The 17,192-nt window shown below is 46.2% G+C and carries 13 protein-coding genes; 3 read left to right on the top strand and 10 right to left on the bottom strand.

Annotated features, from left to right (window positions below):
* Nucleotides 1-66 precede the first annotated feature (66 nt).
* Nucleotides 67-612 (top strand): TetR/AcrR family transcriptional regulator, encoded by a 546-nt coding sequence (locus AC0L6N_RS19080; RefSeq protein WP_473476887.1) that lies wholly within the window; start codon nucleotides 67-69, stop codon nucleotides 610-612.
* A 258-nt stretch (nucleotides 613-870) separates the two neighbouring features.
* On the opposite strand, the gene AC0L6N_RS19075 is transcribed toward AC0L6N_RS19080, so the two are convergent.
* Genes AC0L6N_RS19075 through AC0L6N_RS19065 form a run of 3 tightly spaced genes read right to left on the bottom strand, consistent with a single transcriptional unit; the run spans nucleotide 871 to nucleotide 6,681 of the window.
* Nucleotides 871-2,253 carry an efflux transporter outer membrane subunit gene (locus tag AC0L6N_RS19075; RefSeq protein WP_473476884.1) on the bottom strand — a complete coding sequence of 461 codons (1,383 nt, stop codon included), beginning with the start codon at nucleotides 2,251-2,253 and terminating at the stop codon, nucleotides 871-873.
* On the bottom strand, nucleotides 2,246-5,425 hold the full coding sequence (locus tag AC0L6N_RS19070) for an efflux RND transporter permease subunit (protein WP_473481381.1): 3,180 nt from the start codon (nucleotides 5,423-5,425) through the stop codon (nucleotides 2,246-2,248). Before AC0L6N_RS19070 ends, AC0L6N_RS19075 begins: the two co-directional genes overlap by 8 nt.
* Before the next feature lie 8 nt (nucleotides 5,426-5,433).
* Nucleotides 5,434-6,681, bottom strand: a complete 1,248-nt coding sequence (locus AC0L6N_RS19065) for an efflux RND transporter periplasmic adaptor subunit (RefSeq protein WP_473476882.1) — start codon at nucleotides 6,679-6,681, stop codon at nucleotides 5,434-5,436.
* A gap of 418 nt (nucleotides 6,682-7,099) precedes the next feature.
* On the opposite strand from AC0L6N_RS19065, the gene AC0L6N_RS19060 reads away from it, so the two are divergent.
* Both AC0L6N_RS19060 and AC0L6N_RS19055 read left to right on the top strand, forming a co-directional pair.
* Complete coding sequence (locus tag AC0L6N_RS19060) at nucleotides 7,100-7,714, top strand: TetR/AcrR family transcriptional regulator (protein WP_473476879.1); 615 nt, start codon at nucleotides 7,100-7,102, stop codon at nucleotides 7,712-7,714.
* 570 nt (nucleotides 7,715-8,284) lie between these two features.
* Nucleotides 8,285-9,247 carry a carbohydrate kinase family protein gene (locus AC0L6N_RS19055; RefSeq protein WP_473476876.1) on the top strand — a complete coding sequence of 321 codons (963 nt, stop codon included), beginning with the start codon at nucleotides 8,285-8,287 and terminating at the stop codon, nucleotides 9,245-9,247.
* Between the two features lie 100 nt (nucleotides 9,248-9,347).
* Here the strand turns inward: AC0L6N_RS19055 and AC0L6N_RS19050 are convergent, their stop codons facing one another.
* The 7 genes from AC0L6N_RS19050 to AC0L6N_RS19020 form a co-directional block, all read right to left on the bottom strand.
* Nucleotides 9,348-10,307, bottom strand: a complete 960-nt coding sequence (locus AC0L6N_RS19050; RefSeq protein WP_011576815.1) for a sugar-binding transcriptional regulator — start codon at nucleotides 10,305-10,307, stop codon at nucleotides 9,348-9,350.
* A 2-nt stretch (nucleotides 10,308-10,309) separates the two neighbouring features.
* A complete protein-coding gene (locus AC0L6N_RS19045) occupies nucleotides 10,310-11,023 on the bottom strand; it encodes an HAD family hydrolase (RefSeq protein WP_473476872.1) in 714 nt (237 codons plus the stop codon).
* Between the two features lie 279 nt (nucleotides 11,024-11,302).
* Nucleotides 11,303-12,319 (bottom strand): ABC transporter ATP-binding protein, encoded by a 1,017-nt coding sequence (locus AC0L6N_RS19040; protein ID WP_473476869.1) that lies wholly within the window; start codon nucleotides 12,317-12,319, stop codon nucleotides 11,303-11,305.
* A 10-nt stretch (nucleotides 12,320-12,329) separates the two neighbouring features.
* Entirely contained in the window at nucleotides 12,330-13,160 is an 831-nt protein-coding gene (locus AC0L6N_RS19035; RefSeq protein ID WP_011576812.1) for a carbohydrate ABC transporter permease, read from the bottom strand.
* Between the two features lie 2 nt (nucleotides 13,161-13,162).
* A complete protein-coding gene (locus tag AC0L6N_RS19030) occupies nucleotides 13,163-14,035 on the bottom strand; it encodes a carbohydrate ABC transporter permease (protein WP_011576811.1) in 873 nt (290 codons plus the stop codon).
* Nucleotides 14,036-14,103: 68 nt separating this feature from the next.
* The gene (locus AC0L6N_RS19025) at nucleotides 14,104-15,447 is read right to left on the bottom strand and encodes an ABC transporter substrate-binding protein (protein WP_473476866.1); all 1,344 of its coding nucleotides are present in this window, start codon (nucleotides 15,445-15,447) and stop codon (nucleotides 14,104-14,106) included.
* A gap of 109 nt (nucleotides 15,448-15,556) precedes the next feature.
* Nucleotides 15,557-16,972 carry a hypothetical protein gene (locus AC0L6N_RS19020; protein WP_473481379.1) on the bottom strand — a complete coding sequence of 472 codons (1,416 nt, stop codon included), beginning with the start codon at nucleotides 16,970-16,972 and terminating at the stop codon, nucleotides 15,557-15,559.
* Nucleotides 16,973-17,192 lie beyond the last annotated feature (220 nt).

The raw sequence follows: 17,192 nt of genomic DNA, 5'->3' as shown, positions 1-17,192 counted from the left end.
CAATTAGTATTTAGCGACTTGTACCCATGTATCTACTGATAGATAATATGCCAAACAGGAGCGCTTATGAGCAAGAAACAACTTTTACTTAAGGCCGCTGAAGCTAAGGTAAGAACCGGTGGTTACAACAACTTTAGCTTTCGTGAATTGGCCGACGAAATCGGCATTAAAAGCTCAAGTGTGCATTATCACTTCCCGACCAAAGCGGATTTAGGCGCTGAATTGGCGCGCCAATATACAGATAACTTCTTAACCCATTTAGGTGCGCCAGAAGTGTTAATTGCTGAGGGTAAAAAACCTATTGAAGTGTATTTGCAGCAATTTCAGTGCGCGCTAACTGAAGACAAAAAAATGTGCCTTTGTGGCTTACTCGGCGCTGAAACCGACGGCCTACCTGAAAAGGTGAAAGCGCAAACGCAGCGATTCTTCGAGCGAAATATTACCTGGCTAACCCAAGCTTACCAGCAAGCAGACGGCGCGAGCGAGCAAGCCGCTAAGGGCCAAGCGATTGCTACCTTGTCTTTATTAGAAGGAGCCATGTTGGTCAGCAAAGCCATGAACGATACTGAAATTTTCGCCACGGCCAGTGCTGGTCTATTGGCTGCACGCTAACATCCTTTACTTACACGTTCTTCCCCTTACTGGGAGTTGTTGCGAAACACGATAAAATATTTTGCAATTGACGTTGCTAATACTATTGCTGACAAGTCTTTTAAGGGCGTTAAACCGCAAGCAAAATACCTTTGCTAAAGAATAAGCCGCGTAAGCTATCGTGTTTCAAGCGAGGCAGAGCGCACGCACAAAAGCCGGATCCATATCCGGCTTTTGTCATTACGTTGACTTGTCCCACAGCAATTGTAGTTTTCACGCTTAAATAACGCTGATACCACCACCGAATGCACGGTATACATCGACTAACCGATTGAAACTTTGTTGTTCAAGCAAGGCAAGTTGATCTCTGCTCTGTAGGGCATCACGTTGAGCTTCCAATAATTCAAGAAACTCTCCGCTTCCTGCTTCAAAGCGTTGACGTGCTATGGTCATGGCCTTTTCACTTGCCTGCCATTGGTGATGCGTACTTTGCTCTTGCTGGCGGCTAAAGTTATAGCTTTGCAGTGAAAACTGCATATCGGCTAGAGCATCAAACACTTGCTGCTCGAACTGCGCTAAGGCGATATCAGTGCTGGCATTAGCCTGACGAATACGCGCCTTGACCGAAGCCAAATCAGCTGCTTGCCAACTGATTGTAGGGGCGACGCTCCAGCTTCTAGTATCACCGCCTAAGGTTAAGCCCGGGCCAGACAAAAAGCCCAAGAAGCCGCTGACCGATACGTTCGGGTACAAATCTGCGGTGGCCACACCAATGCGTGCAGTACTGGCCGCTAATGCGCGCTCAGAGCTTGCCACATCAGCACGGTAACGCAGGTAGTTTTCACCAGGAACTAACGCGACAGGTTGCGATAGCTGCGGTAACTCTGGCTGCGCATTCAGCACTAACTCACCGGGCTTTTTAGCCAGTAATGCTGACAAAGTCGCATCTGCACGGGCGAGCAGGGTACGCATTTGCGGTACTGTGGCTTCAACTTCGAAAACTTGGGCATTAATACGCGCCATTTCTAACTCAGAGGCAAACCCAGCTTGATAACGTGCTTTTACAATGGTGCGGGTTTGGCGTAAGTTCGCTAAGTTTTGCTCGGCCACTTTCAAGCGGAATTGCGCACCGCGATAGTCACCGTAACTAGCGGCTACTTGGCTGATAATTTGTAATTGGGCGTCATGCCACAAAATGTCGGCTTGTTCCGCGTCGGCCAATGATGCCTCAACGGCGCGTCGCACCTTGCCAAACAAATCGACGTCCCAAGTGAGGTTAGCTCCCGTGTTGTAGCCACGTAAAATAGTATCGTCGTCAGACTTAAGCATTGTCTGGTTTTTTGAGGCTGAATAACCTGCGTCTAACGTACCCTTTGGCAATAAGTCGTTCTGGCTATCACGAAATATTGCATATGCACGCAACACGTTAGCTTGAGCCTGAAACAGCGTCCGGTTTTCTTTAAGCGCTTCATCAATTAAATGATTTAAATCTTCGTCACCGAAGGCTTGCCACCAGTTAGTTAGCTTTTCCGCTTGCTCATACGTATCTGTAAGCTCGATATCGTTAACGTTAGAAGGCGCCTGATAATCCGGGCCTACTGCGCAGGCACTAAGGGCAACGATAAGCCCTGTGAGTGTGCCTATTTTTAACATGTTACCCATGGTCAGCCTCCTGTTTGGCGGTGTTTACTAGGGCGTTGTTAGATTGACGCTCGCCTCTTCTAGCGAGCACGTAGTAAAATAATGGGGTAAGAAGTAGACCAAACACGGTGACCCCGATCATGCCTGAGAACACAGCAACGCCCATGGCTTGGCGCATCTCAGAGCCTGCGCCACTTGAGAACACCATTGGCACTACCCCCATAATGAATGCGATAGAGGTCATCAATATTGGGCGCAACCGTAAGCGGCCAGCTTCAAGGATTGCCTCATAAGCGGTACTCCCTTCGTCTTGCAATTCTTTGGCGAACTCAACAATTAAAATGGCGTTTTTGGTTGCCAGTCCTACCAGCACAATAAAGCCAATTTGGGTGAATATATTGTTGTCGCCTCCGGCGATAAGTACGCCGCTTAACGCTGATAGTAACGTCATCGGAATGATCAAAATGATCGCCAAAGGTAAGCTTAAACTCTCGTACTGAGCGGCTAACACCATGAATACCAACAGGATGATCAACGGGAAGATATACATGCCTGCATTGCCCGCCAATATTTGTTGATAGGTTAATTCTGTCCACTCGTAGGTCATGCCGTTGGGCAAGGTTTGCGCTAAGATTTTTTCAATTGCAGCTTGTGCTTCACCTGAGCTAAAGCCTGGTGCTGCGCCGCCATTAATTTCAGCGGTGGTAAAGCCGTTGTAGTGCATCACGCGGTCAGGGCCAGCGGTATTGTTCACGTTAATAAACGAGCCGATGGGTACCATGTCACCTTTATTGTTACGTACCTTGAGCTGGGCAATTTGCTCAGGCGTTTGTCTGAATTGCTCATCCGCTTGCACATTGACTTGATAAGTACGCCCAAACTGGTTGAAGTCATTGGCGTATACCGAGCCCATGTAACCTTGCAAAGTAGTGAATAGCTCATCAAGCGAAACAGACTGCTGCTTAGCCTTGGTGCGATCAATGTCTACATCTAGCTGAGGCACGTTGATTTGATAGCTAGAGAACACTCCGGCTAGTTCAGGCGTCGCCCACGCTTTTTGCATTACCTGCATGGTGACTTTGTATAGCTCGTCATAACCATAATTGGCGCGATCTTGAATTTGCAGCCTAAAGCCACCTATGGTGCCTAAGCCCTGTACCGGCGGCGGCGGGAAAATAGCAATGTATGCATCTTCAATGGCGGCAAACTTCTGATTGAGCGCTGCTGCAATGGCACCTGCTGACAATGACGGGTCTGTGCGATCAGCAAAGTCATCAAGAGGAGTAAAAACGATACCGCTGTTGGTGCTGTTGGTGAAGCCGTTAATACTCAAACCTGGGAAGGCAACTGAGTTGGCCACTCCGGGTTGCTCCAGCGCAATGCGAGACATTTCTTTAATGACTTCTTCTGTGCGATCAAGCGAGGCTGCATCAGGTAGCTGGGCAAATGCCACTAGATATTGTTTGTCTTGGCCGGGTACATAGCCCGTAGGCGTGGTGGCAAATTGCAAACCGGTTAAGCTAACCAAGCCGATATAAATCACACCAACCAGAACACCAAAGCGCAGAACTTTTTTAACGACCCAGCCGTAGCCGTCTGATAAACGAGTGAAGAAGCGGTTAAATGGGTTAAATAACCAACCGCCGAGCAGTTTGTCCATGCCTCGGGTCAGGGCATCTTTCTTGCTGTCATGACTTTTAAGCAATAAGGCTGATAACGCAGGGCTTAGCGTTAGCGAGTTAATCGCCGAGATAAAGGTTGAAATTGTAATGGTCAGGGCGAACTGCTTGTAAAACTGCCCCGTTAGACCTGACATAAATGCCGTTGGAATAAATACTGCCGCTAGAACCAAGGTGGTAGCAACGATAGGGCCAGTGACTTCTTTCATGGCTTTTTGGGTTGCAGCGATAGGGGATAAGCCATCTGCGATATTGCGCTCAACGTTTTCAACCACCACGATGGCGTCATCTACTACAATGCCGATGGCGAGTACCAAGCCGAATAACGATAAGGCATTAAGTGAAAAGCCTAACAGATGCATGAAGGCAAAGGTGCCAACCAGAGATACAGGAACTGCGACCAAAGGAATGATCGAGGCGCGCCACGTTTGTAAGAACAGCACCACAACCAATACCACTAATAGTAGGGCTTCGAACAAGGTTTTAACCACGGCTTCAATTGAGCCTCGCACAAATACGGTTGGGTCGTAAACGATGTCGTAACTCAAACCTTCAGGGAAGCTTTTAGATAGCTCAGCCATCTTGCTGCGTACATCATCAGAAATTTGGATCGCGTTAGAGCCAGATGCTTGAAATACAGGCATGGCGGCAGCGTCTTTATTATCGAGCATAGAACGAAGGGCATAAGTTGATGCGCCAAGTTCAACGCGTGCAACATCCTTTAAGCGGCTAATTTGGCCTTGTTCGCCCACTTTAACAATGATGTCCTCAAATTCTTCTACATCCGTCAAGCGACCTTTAACATTAATTAACAGCTGAAAGTCGCTGTCGCCACTAGGCTGAGCACCTAGGCTCCCAGCAGCAGCTTGTTGGTTTTGCTCACGAATAGCCGAAACAATATTCGCTGGAGACAAGCCCAATGCAGCCACTTTATTTGGGTCTAGCCATACACGCATGCTGTAATCGCCAGCACCGAATACGCGCACTTGGCCAACCCCGTTAATGCGAGCGAGCTCGTCTTTGACGTTCAGTACCGCGTAGTTAGACAAATACAACATGTCGTAGCGTTCATCAGGAGAGGTTAAATGCACCACCATGGTTAAATCTGGTGATGATTTTTCGGTCACAACACCAAGGCGTTGGACCTCCTCAGGAAGACGCGGCTTGGCACGTTCAACACGGCTTTGCACTTGAGTTTGCGCCAAGTCTACATCGCTACCAATGGCAAATGTAATGGTGAGTGTCATAGTGCCATCAGAGGTGGCCTGAGAAGACATGTACAACATGTTCTCCACACCGTTAATTTCCTGTTCAAGAGGTGATGCCACTGTCTCGGCAATCACTTTTGGATTTGCACCTGGGTAGTTAGCGGTCACGACCACAGTCGGGGGAACCACTTCCGGATATTCTGTTATCGGCAGTTGCCAAACAGAAATGGCCCCTACGATAAAGAAAATCAGCGAGATAACGGCCGCAAATATGGGGCGGCGTATAAAAAACTGCGAAAACATGATTGCCTCCCTTAACCGCGTTCAGCTGAATCATTGTCTGCTTGAGCAGTCAATTCATTGCTGGTTTGGTCAAGTAATTTCTGTTGCTGACGTAAAGCAGTCAGGGCTTCTTGTGAGGTCATATCGACGATTTTCGGTTGAATTTTCATGCTGGGACGAACGCGCTGTAAACCGTTGACGACTATGGTGTCTGCAGGCGATAAGCCATCAGCCACTATGCGTAAACCGTTAATTTTTTCGCCTAATACCACGTTACGGTATTCCAATACGTTGTCTTGGTTAACGAGTAGCACAAACTTTCTATTGAGATCGGTACCAATGGCCTTTTCATCGATTAAAATTCCCTGATATGAATTGCTACCCGTCAGTTTTACCCGAGCGAACAAGCCTGGTAGTAAAGTATGATCATCATTGGCAAAGGTGGCGCGAATACGAATGGTACCGGTCTGCTGGTTGACGGCGTTATCAACAAAATCGATATTGCCGGTGTGAGAAAAGTTCGCACCGTTGGCAAGTGCCATGTAAACGGGATTACTTGTTGCATCGCGGGTATCAGAGCGTTGGCCTGATTCTGCTAATTGGGCGTACTTTAAGTAAGTTTGCTCGTCTACATCAAAGTAGGCGTACATTTTGTCCATTGAAACCAAGCTCGTAAGCTGGCTTTGCCCTGCGTTGACAAAGTTACCTTCGGTGATGAGTGCGTAAGACACGCGGCCAGCGATTGGCGCAGTGACTTGGGTGTAAGATAAATCTAACTCGGCGCGTTCTAATGCAGCAGATACCGAGGCAACCGTGGCAGCAGTTTGTTGTTTACGTGCTAAGCGTCCATCTAATATTTCGATAGAAACGGCGCGTTGTTCGCTAAGTGTCTTGGCGCGGTCGAAATCATTTTGCGCTTGAATCGCAGCGCTTTTTGCACTTTGTAATTCTGCTTTTAAGCGATCAACTTCGGCTTTAAAAGGGCGTGCATCGATTTGAAATAAAACGTCACCCTTGGCAACAACTGCACCTTCTTCAAACAATACGTTTTCAATGTAACCAGATACACGTGGCATTAGGGTGACAGTTTGCGGTGCTTGTAAGCGACCGGTGAATTCGTCCCACTCGGTAATACGTTCATTGACGACTTGGGCCACACTCACTTGCGGTGCAATTGGGGCCGCAGGTTGGTTTGATTCGTCTGGGTTGCCACAAGCAACCAACACAACGCTGGCGATCCCGCCAAGTAGCCAACTTTTAAAAGCGTGTTTTGTGCTCATAAGATTTATTTCCTTTGATTTAACCTGGTTCAAAATGTTGTTCTTAATAAACGTTGTTATTTATGTACTGGTCGGTAAGAATATAGATGAACGGTATTTAGTCAATCTATTTTTGTACCGAGTGGTAAGTTATTTTGATTCTATTTAATATCAGTTTTTTATAGGTCGCGAATAACGCGCAGTCATGTACTTGAGAAAAGCAATGAGACTTGAACTTTGTGTAGACTAGAGTGCCTAACCACACGGTACATAATACGCAGGCAAACGTTTTATCTGAATGTCGAAAACTTCAGTAATCTTGCCTAATCCTGCACATCATGCGGACTACTTGTATTGTACTAAAGGGTATATAACCCTATGTAGACAAGGGTTACTTACCTGTTTACTATGTGACCATATTTACATCAGGAGCTAAAAAATGAGTGCTGTTAGTTGTACCGCCACTGTAGGAAGACCTAGAGCTTTTGACATGCAGGCCGCGCTTGAAAAAGCGTTAGACGTATTTTGGACCAAAGGATATGACGGTGCCTCTCTGTCTGATTTAACCAGCGCTATGGGGATCAACAAACCCAGTTTGTATTCTGCCTTCGGCAATAAAGAACAGCTATTTTTAAAGGCTATCGAATTTTATGAAAGCCGCCCTTGTGGTTTTTTCAAACCCGCTTTAGAGCAAGCTACAGCCTATGACGTCGCTAAGTTTATGTTGCTAGGTGCAGCGCAAAGTATGTCTGATACATCTCATCCACAGGGTTGTGTCATGGTGCAAGGCGCTTTGGCATGCAGTGAAGCGGCAGCAGGCGTCAAGGAAGTACTCATTAGCCGCCGTCAACAAAGTGAATCAGAAGTACGTGACCGTTTCGAACTGGCCAAAAAACAAGGTGACTTATCAAAGGATGAAGATTCAGAAGCATTGGCTCGTTATTTATGTACCGTCATTAATGGCATTGCTATTCAGGCAAGCAGCGGGGCAACTGAAGAGCAATTAGTGGAAGTCGCTCACATGGCGTTAAAGAGTTTCCCGCGCAATTCTTAGTCTTCACTCATCATCCGCTATGTGTAATTCACAACGCGTAATTCACAACGTGTAACCCACTAGCACAGTTCGCTGTCCGTATTTATCTGCCTATTCTACGTCTTCGAATAGGCAGTGCCTCTTTTGTCACCGCTTCAACTCTTAATGATGCTTGCGCTAATCTTAGTCAATATAATTGATGTGCTTAAAATCGATTAAAATTGGATATTATGCAGCTAACTTCGGCTAAAAGTTAGGTTATTACATGATGCATTCATATTCGATATTAGTTGGTCAGTTTATCTCAAATCTGGCCCGTTTTTTTATCATATAAATTATGTTGATTTATACAGAAACAAAGGGCTGCAAAGATGTTAATTGCTTTAGCTTGTAGGTATAATCACAGTCAGTTCAGGCCACGAAAAACGAACACGTTTTGTTAAGTGTCATTGGTGATTTTTCGCTAATGAATTTATTTAAGCGAAACAAGTGCAGCTAATATGCAAAAGGGTGTAATACCGACACGTTCGAAGTCCCTTAAGACGTTTCTCGTCAAATCAATTTTTTACGATTTTTATACGGAAGAAAGTTATGAAGATAGTTTGCATTGGTGAAATGCTCATCGATTTTGTGTGTACAGATACCAACAAAGGTTTGGTGAACGGCGTTAATTACGTGAAAAAATCCGGTGGGGCACCGGCCAATGTGGCTGCCTGTATTGGGAAGTTAGGTGGCGATGCTGTTTTGGTCGGCTCTGTAGGCAATGACCCATTCGGTGAGTTTTTAATTAACGAAGTAAAAGGGTATGGCGTTAATACTGACCAAGTGGCTTCTTTATCTTCATCCACGACTCTGGCGTTTGTGTCATTAGGGGATAACGGCGAGCGAGAATTCGCGTTTAACCGCGGTGCTGATGAACAACTCAGTCTCGATGATTCAACTATTAACACTCTATTAGATGATTCAATATTACACCTCGGTTCAGCCACAGCGTTGCTGGGCGGTGAGCTAGGGGATAGCTATTTACGCTTAGCTCAGCAAGGTAAGAAAAATGGCAATGTTATTTGTTTCGATCCAAATTATCGCGTGGATTTATGGCGCGGCCGTGATGCCGAATTTAGAGAAATCTGTAATACCTACTTCGCCTTGGCAGACATGGTCAAAGTCAGTGATGAAGAGTTAGTTTTATTATCACAACAAGACGATATGGCAGCAGGCTGCCAACATTTTCATGACCTAGGTGTGAAAGTAGTGTTGGTTACTCTTGGCCCAGAGGGTTGCCTAATTTCACAAAACGGCCAGCAGTATATTGTGCCGGCGTATGAAATCAACGCGGTTGATACCACGGGGGCAGGTGACTCGTTTATTGGCGCGATTTTGTTTCAAATGGCTAACAGCGCTCAAAGCCAAAACTTCTATCAAGACGAATTTAAAGGGTTTATCGAATTCGCTGGTAAGGTCAGTGGCTTAGTGTGCGCCAAAATTGGTGCGATGACGGCATTACCGACTTTACCTGAAGTGAACGCAATGACGTTTGTGGTCAAAAAGAAGTAATCAACCTTAGTTTTAAGGTATCAAACATCAAAAAGGGACCAAAAGGTCCCTTTTTTCGTGTCCGCGTTATTAGCTGTGAGCGCTGCTGGCAAGCCAAGCTTTAATCGATACTGAGTAAGCGCTCGGCGGTATATTCGTTAGTGATCAGCGAATTCACTAGCTTTGAGCGTAACGCACCTAAAATGGAGTATACTTTTTCTTCCCCTGCTGCCAACGCAAATACTAATTTGTCAGAGCCGACAATAAGCGGCGTACTCGCCACACGTTGGTTGATCGCGCAGTCAAGTAATTTGCCGTTTTTATCAAACACCCAGCTGATCATTTCACCCACAGCGCCGCCCGCTTGCAACTCATCTAACTCCTTTGGGGTCACAAAACCATCGAGATGTAGCGGTGAATTCGCGCCTAAATTGCCTACGCCAACAAAGGTTACGTCAGCCTGCTGAGCCAGTTGCATGTTTTGCGCGATGTGCGGCATGGCATGTAACTGATTTTTTGCTTTAACGGTTTCAGGTAATACAGGTAATGGCATGGGGTAATGCTTGGCGTTCACTCGCTCAGCCATACGAACTACTACATCATAAGGGGAGGCAGAACCATCTGACGCCATATTACCCAATAGCGCCACAACCCTATGGTCGGGACAATTTAAAGGCGCTAATTCATCAACGCATGCTCGAAGCACTCTCCCGGTGCCCATGGCCAATGTTTTTGGCTGTTCAGATTTTAAGTGACGTTCAATCTCGTTCGCGCCTGCCTGCGCTAAACCCACGGTTGATGAGGGGTCACTAGGATCGCTCGGCACCACTTCGCAGGATTGTAAACCAAAGCGGCTGGCAATTTTATCGGCTAAATCCATGCACTTAGCAATGGGGTGATCGAGTCTGACTTTGACTAGCTTTTCGCTAACGGATAAGGCAACCATGCGCTGGGCCGATTGACGTGATACCCCTAGCTTTTTGGCTATTTCATCTTGGGTATTTCCAGCAACGTAGTACATCCAGCCAGCGCGAGCGGCATCATCTAATCGTCTGTTTTCGGCGTTGGAAAGCTTAACCACGGTTACCTCTCGATTTCTTTATGAGTAGTTAATGCAGGAGCAAGTGTGTAAAGGTCCTGCCACTGTGCAATGGTGGTAACATCGTCGGTCAGGGGAGCTTTCGCTCTGCGCCAAGGCTCCATATGACTGGCGCCGGCAAACCGGATCACATGCATGTTAGCCGCTTTTGCTGCCTGCACACCCGCGGGTGAGTCTTCAATCACTAAGCAATGCTGGGCATCAACACCCATTTTATTGGCAGCGTATAAGAACAGGTCTGGCGCCGGTTTGCCGTTTTCCACTTGTGAAGCTGTGAAAATATGCGGTGCAAAGTAGCGACCTAACCCAGTAACCGACATGGCATGCCCCACACGAGTTGGTGAACTACTCGTGGCAATGCAACGCGGCACCGCTAGGGTATCAAGTATATTTGTTAGGCCTGACGTCGGTTGCAGTTCGGCAGTAAATGCTGCGATCAATGCTTTTTGATATTCAGGGCGAAAAGTAACAGGCAAAGCGACATTAAAGTCTTGGTATATTTTAGCCGTGACGTGTTCGAAACTATGGCCAAGAAAATGGGTTTCGAAGTAGTGATCAGAGATATCCACACCGAGATTGCTCAGTAGAATCAGTAGTTCGCGCTTACTCAATCCTTCACTATCAATCAATACGCCATCACAATCGAAAATAACCAATTGTATGTCAGATAATTCGGGCAATGCTTGTTTTACGTCCATTATTATTACCGTTGTCGTTAATTCACTATTAACGTCTGTTTAACTGTTTTTTTAGTGGGCAGCTACTTCTCGCAGCTCTGCCCATTTTGCAGCAATTGCTCATTAAGTAAATGAATATACACGCAAATATCATTTAAACTTGGATTGAGTTATTGCCTGCGTATAAAAATTTTGCCAAAAAAAGATGCTCATAACGGCCCTTTCTTTTGTCGGTAATTAGCGGCCGTTGGCTATCGATGCACTAGTGCATTGATAGCCGGATATAGTTTGAAATCGCTGTTATTGATTTCCCTTGCTTGGCAAGGTGATCCCTTGGTCATTGAAGCGCAGTATCTTGCTTTGATCGGCACTAAGTGAAATATCATCACCATAGCTTAATGGGCAGTCTCCATTAGCTTTAACGGTTAATGTACCTACGCCATCAACCTGCACATGTAAGAAGGTTTCCGAACCTAAGTGTTCAACAACGCCGACTTTACCTGACCAAATACCGGCATCTGCTGTAATCTGAAAGTGCTCAGGGCGAACGCCTAAACATGTAGCGCCGTCTTCCTTGGCTTGCTTCAACTCAATAAAATTCATTTTTGGTGAGCCAATAAAGCCTGCCACAAAACGATTCACCGGATGTTGATAAAGCTCTAGTGGCGTACCGACTTGTTCGATAATACCTGCATTAAATACCGCAATTCTGTCAGCCATGGTCATGGCTTCAACCTGATCATGGGTCACGTAAATCATGGTGGTTTTCAGGCTTTTATGCAGCTCTGAAATTTCTAAACGCATGTTGACCCGTAACGAAGCATCAAGGTTTGATAATGGCTCATCAAACAAGAATGCAGATGGCTGGCGCACAATGGCGCGACCAATTGCCACACGTTGGCGCTGACCACCAGAAAGTTGACCTGGTTTACGGTCTAGGTAATCACCTAAATTTAATATTTTGGCCGCTGAGGCAATCTTTTGTTCGATTTCTGCAGGCGGTACTTTGGCGCGTTTTAAAGGGAACGCGATGTTGTTGCGTACCGACATGTGTGGGTATAACGCATAAGATTGAAACACCATGGCTAGGCCACGCTTAGCAGGGGGCGTGCTTGTAGCATCTTGACCATCAATATCGATATTGCCACTGGTGGTGTCTTCTAAACCTGCGATCATGCGTAGTAACGTCGATTTACCACAACCTGATGGCCCAACAAACACAATAAACTCGCCGTCTCTGATTTCTAAATCCAGTGGTTTGATAACATTTACTTCGTCGAAGCTTTTGGTCACTTGTTTTAATGTAATACTGCCCATGATAATTCTCCTATTTCACCGCGCCGAAGGTTAATCCGCGTACGAGTTGTTTTTGGCTAAACCAACCAAGTATCAATATCGGTGCGATTGCCATCGCTGAGGCCGCTGATAGTTTGGCGTAAAATAAGCCCTCTGGGCTCGAGTAGCTGGCAATAAACGCGGTGAGTGGCGCTGCGTTTGCTGCGGTTAAAATCAGTGTCCAGAATGCTTCGTTCCACGCAAGGATCACGTTAAGTAGTAACGTTGATGCAATTCCCGGCAGTGCGATAGGCAGCAATACGTGGAATATCTCTGCGCTGATACTGGCGCCGTCCATGCGAGATGCTTCGAGTATTTCGTTTGGAATTTCGCGAAAATAGGTGTAAAGCATCCACACCATAATCGGTAGGTTGATCAGGGTCATCACAATGACCAAGCCCAATTTGGTGTCCAATAAGTCGAAATCACGAAACAACAAATAAATCGGGATCAACACACCTACAGGGGGCAACATTTTGGTCGAGAGCATCCACATTAATAGATTCTTGGTGCGCTTTGATTGTACAAATGCCATAGACCACGCCGCAGGGATGGCGATCAGCAAGCCAATTAAGCTTGAACCTACTGAGATAACCACTGAATTCCAGAAGTGATCGAAATAGGGAGAGCGTGCCAGCACATCCTCGTAATTTTCGAGCGTCCAGTCGAACATAAACAAACTAGGGTTAGCCGATATGGCCTCCGCTTCCGTTTTAAAGCTGGTTAATAGTGTCCAGAAAATCGGAAAGAAGATCGCTGCGCTTATCGTCCACGCAAGTAGGGTATAAATAAATTTTGATTTACCGCTGCTGTTAATAGCCATGATTAACCCTCTAAGTTCTTGCCGATGAGGCGCATAAGGAAGATAGCCACGATATTGGCGATAATAACGGCGATTATTCCGCCTGCTGAGCCGCCACCGACGTCAAACTGCAACAAGGATTGGGTGTAAATGAGATACGTAATGTTGGTTGATTCGTACCCAGGGCCGCCGCTGGTAGTGACCAGTATTTCGGCGAAAATTGACAGTAAGAAAATGGTTTCAATCAAGATCACTGCGGTAACCGCACGGGATAGGTGAGGTAGCACAATGTAAAAGAACTTGCTGAATGGGCCTGCACCGTCAAGGTCGGCCGCTTCTAGTTGTTCTCTATCTAATGATTGGATGGCGGTCAATAAAATCAGCGCCGCGAAGGGCAACCATTGCCAAGACACAATAATAATAATGGATAGCAAAGGTACTTGAGCGAAGAAATCCACCGGATCAACGCCAATGAGCGTTGCAAAGTGAGCAAACAAACCGTTAACCGGGTTCATGAGCATATTTTTCCATACTAAAGCTGACACCGTGGGCATCACAAAGAATGGTGCCAATACCATAATGCGCACGTAATTTCGGCCCCAAATAGCTTGGTCTAACAAGATGGCCAAGCCGATGCCGCCACAAATCGTGATGAGCAACACACCGCCAACGAGTAGCAGGGTGTTAAAGAATGATGCAAAGAAAGCCGGATCAGTCAGGAAAAACTCATAGTTAAGAAAACCAATGAATTCCTCTGTTCCTGGGCTAAGTAGGTTGTAATCTAAAAACGAGAAATACAGGGTCATGCACAGCGGTACTATCATCCACGCTAGTAGCAATACTACCGATGGAAAAAGCATGATCTGTGCAAGCGTACGTGAATGTGTAGTCGCCATAACTGAGTCCCATTACTGAATTAAAAAGGGGGTAAGCACAGCACATTGCGCCTACCCCAAGCAAAACGCTATTTTGGGTAGCGAGCCTTGCGCATGGCGCGTTCAACGAGTCGTTGAGCGTTAGCCAGCGCTTGATCAACTGTCATCTTGCCTGCCAATGCGGCAGAAAATTGCTGACCAACTGCGGTGCCTATACCTTGAAACTCCGGGATGGCGACAAACTGCACACCTACATAAGGTACGGGCTTGACCGTAGGGTTTTTCGGGTCAACCGATTCGATTGAGGCCAGAGTAATTTCAGCAAAAGGGGCAGCTTCCATGTAGTTAGGGTTCTCATACAATGAGGTGCGTGTGCCTGGTGGTACAGCAGCCCAGCCTTTTTCTTTTGCTACCAAGGCAGAGTAGTCTTTTGACGTTGCCCAACTAATGAACTTTTGCGCTGCATCGGCTTTTTTGCTGCTTGACGGTACTGCTAATGTCCATGCCCATAGCCAGTTCCCGCGTTTGCCAAGGTCCATGTCCGGTGCCATAGCAAAACCGACTTTGTCAGCGACTTCAGAATCTTTCTTATTAGTGACAAATGCACCTGCTACTGTGGCATCAATCCACATACCACATTTACCTGTTTGGAATAACGCGAGGTTTTCGTTAAAGCCATTTGACGATGCACCTGGAGGGCCTGACTCTTCCATTACATCAACATAATATTGCAGGGTGTCTTTCCACTCTTGAGTATTGAATTGCGGCTTCCAGTTTTCATCAAACCAGCGAGCGCCAAACGAGTTCGACATGGCCGTGATAAGCGCTGTGTTCTCGCCCCAGCCCGCTTTACCGCGTAAACAAATACCATAAACACCTGAGTCACTGTCTGTCATGGCTTTGGCCGCTTGACGAATAAACTTCCAGCTTGGCTTGGTTGGCATTTCAAGGCCTGCTTTTTCGAGCAAGTCTTTACGGTACATCACCATAGAGCTTTCACCGTAAAAGGGGGCTGCATAAAGCTTATCATTTAGGGATAAACCGCTTCTGATTGCAGGTAACAGGTCTTCCTCATCGTAATTTGGGCCTAAGCCATCTAACTCAGTGAGCCAGCCTTGCTTACCCCAAATCGGCACTTCATACGTACCGATCGTCATCACATCGTATTGCCCACCTTTGGTGGCCACATCTGTAGTAACGCGTTGGCGCAGAATGTTCTCTTCAAGCGTGACCCATTTAAGATCGATGTCCGGGTGCTTAGCTTCAAAATCTGAGCTCAGCTCTTTCATAGTGATCATATCGCCGTTGTTTACGGTAGCGATGGTGATGGTTTCAGCATTTACCGCTGAGGCCATAAACAGAGCAGTGCTTGTAGAAAGTGCTGCGCTCATGCTAAGCGCCGCACATGTGGTTTTGGTTATCTTTTTCAACATCGGGCATTCCCCTTATGTTTTGGTAGGAGTTTCACTAAATCTTCTTCGCATTTTTTTGCATCTGAATACCTAGTGAAGTTCAAAGGGCCAGCGATAGCCAGCCGTTAACTTAAAACTTAACTGAGATCTCTGACGTGATACCGTCAAACCCTGCGCCAATTTGGCCGCCAGAGTTAATGCCTTCGTCTTGATCAACGTATTCCACTTTCAATAGGGTTTTATCGTTGAACCAGTAACCCGCTGCAACTTGTAAGCGCTCTACTGTGTTGTCTGTTTGGGCAATTAAGTCCGAGGTGTTTTCGGCTTCTCCATAACGGGCAGCCACATAGAATTTGCCGGGAATTACGTAATGTTGTGCTTCTACCGTCCAGTACTCGACAGATGATTCGCCTTTAATCACGCGGTTTGAATCAAAAGTGGTACCCGCGGGGTCAGCTACACCATCAGTACCGAAATAAGTAATACCAGCAACTGCATTACCCTCGGTATCAGCAAAGGTGTAATCATCGCTTGATTGGCCTACCATCAAAATAACGCTGGTATCTGCATTCGGTTGATAAGCTAAGTTCAGTTGAATGGTTGTTTGGTCAAGGCCAGGCATAATACCGACGTGAGTATCACGCTCACTGCTAGGGGAAGCAGAGAAGTTGTAGTTTTCACCGTCACCGAAGCGATAATTGGTAGTGGTTAGACCGTCAAGGCTGGCAACACCATTTTCAAAACGCAGTTGGTCGCCCTGATTAGCCTGTAAGAAGTTCAAACCGACTTTGAAGCCGCCAGTGAATTCTAGAGTACCTTGTAACAAGTAATTAAAACCGCGATCTTCTTGAAAAGCCTCACCAAAGCTTGAAGTAGTAATGTGACCCGTCACGTTATAAGCGCGGATTACACCACTATCAAAACGTTCGTTGTAACGTAGCTGAGCGCCGTTTTCTGCAGTAGCGTAGTCGGTCATCCAGTTACCAATAAGCGCATTGCCTTGGTTGTCTGCTCCGTCTTGAAAGCCTTTAAACTGAAAAGGCGAGCCGCCAATGTTTCCTAAGCGAAGTGTCAGGTCGGCGTTTTCACGTTTGTATTCCGTTAAACCAAATACATCAAATTCAATTCCGGCGTAATCGTTGTGGAATGAAAAGTCTCGATCACCATTGTTACCAAAGTCATTTGGCTCTTCTGCGATGTCGATATCGGCAGTGATGTAATCGTTGATGTGAAATTTAAACATCAAGTTGGCTCGAATACGGCCAAAACCTGACGACTGTTCTTCATCTTCTGGTCTAAATGCGCCTTCTTTAGCTTGAATCGCTTGATAGTTTTGCATCGCTAAAAAGTTCACATCTACTAAGCCATCAAGAAATGTAGCAGCGTTAACTTGCGCAGGTATTGAAGCGGCCATAACCGCTGCTGCAACGACTCCAAGTTTATTAAATACGGATGCAGAACGTTTATTACAGGTCTTTGAGTTAGATGCGTTGATAGCGCTTTTGGCTGCGGTCGAAACGAATGTTGTTTGTCTATTTTTTAACATCATTGTGTCCTAGTGATAGTCATTAATGTGTGGTTCAAAGATCTCAAATCGAAATCATCTAACGTCGATACAACCGTTAACCGTCAACACAAACCAGAGCATAAGCTCTCAAGTTACTCTAAATGCCTGTATTGGGTATATGCCCGACTGGTGAGCATAATCCCAGATCAAATTAACATCGTCAATTGTTTTTGATTACAAAATGTTCACATTTGCGCCG

It is taken from the genome of Paraglaciecola sp. G1-13 (assembly GCF_055809255.1).
Note: the sequence above shows the minus strand (reverse complement) of the source record. Positions and strands in the feature narration are given on the sequence as shown.

Coding starts and splice junctions, on each gene's coding strand:
- AC0L6N_RS19080 (WP_473476887.1), top strand. CDS start 67: ATGAGCAAGAAACAACTTTTACTTAAGGCCGCTGAAGCTAAGGTAAGA.
- AC0L6N_RS19075 (WP_473476884.1), bottom strand. CDS start 2,253: ATGGGTAACATGTTAAAAATAGGCACACTCACAGGGCTTATCGTTGCC.
- AC0L6N_RS19065 (WP_473476882.1), bottom strand. CDS start 6,681: ATGAGCACAAAACACGCTTTTAAAAGTTGGCTACTTGGCGGGATCGCC.
- AC0L6N_RS19060 (WP_473476879.1), top strand. CDS start 7,100: ATGAGTGCTGTTAGTTGTACCGCCACTGTAGGAAGACCTAGAGCTTTT.
- AC0L6N_RS19055 (WP_473476876.1), top strand. CDS start 8,285: ATGAAGATAGTTTGCATTGGTGAAATGCTCATCGATTTTGTGTGTACA.
- AC0L6N_RS19045 (WP_473476872.1), bottom strand. CDS start 11,023: ATGGACGTAAAACAAGCATTGCCCGAATTATCTGACATACAATTGGTT.
- AC0L6N_RS19040 (WP_473476869.1), bottom strand. CDS start 12,319: ATGGGCAGTATTACATTAAAACAAGTGACCAAAAGCTTCGACGAAGTA.
- AC0L6N_RS19035 (WP_011576812.1), bottom strand. CDS start 13,160: ATGGCTATTAACAGCAGCGGTAAATCAAAATTTATTTATACCCTACTT.
- AC0L6N_RS19030 (WP_011576811.1), bottom strand. CDS start 14,035: ATGGCGACTACACATTCACGTACGCTTGCACAGATCATGCTTTTTCCA.
- AC0L6N_RS19025 (WP_473476866.1), bottom strand. CDS start 15,447: ATGTTGAAAAAGATAACCAAAACCACATGTGCGGCGCTTAGCATGAGC.
- AC0L6N_RS19020 (WP_473481379.1), bottom strand. CDS start 16,972: ATGTTAAAAAATAGACAAACAACATTCGTTTCGACCGCAGCCAAAAGC.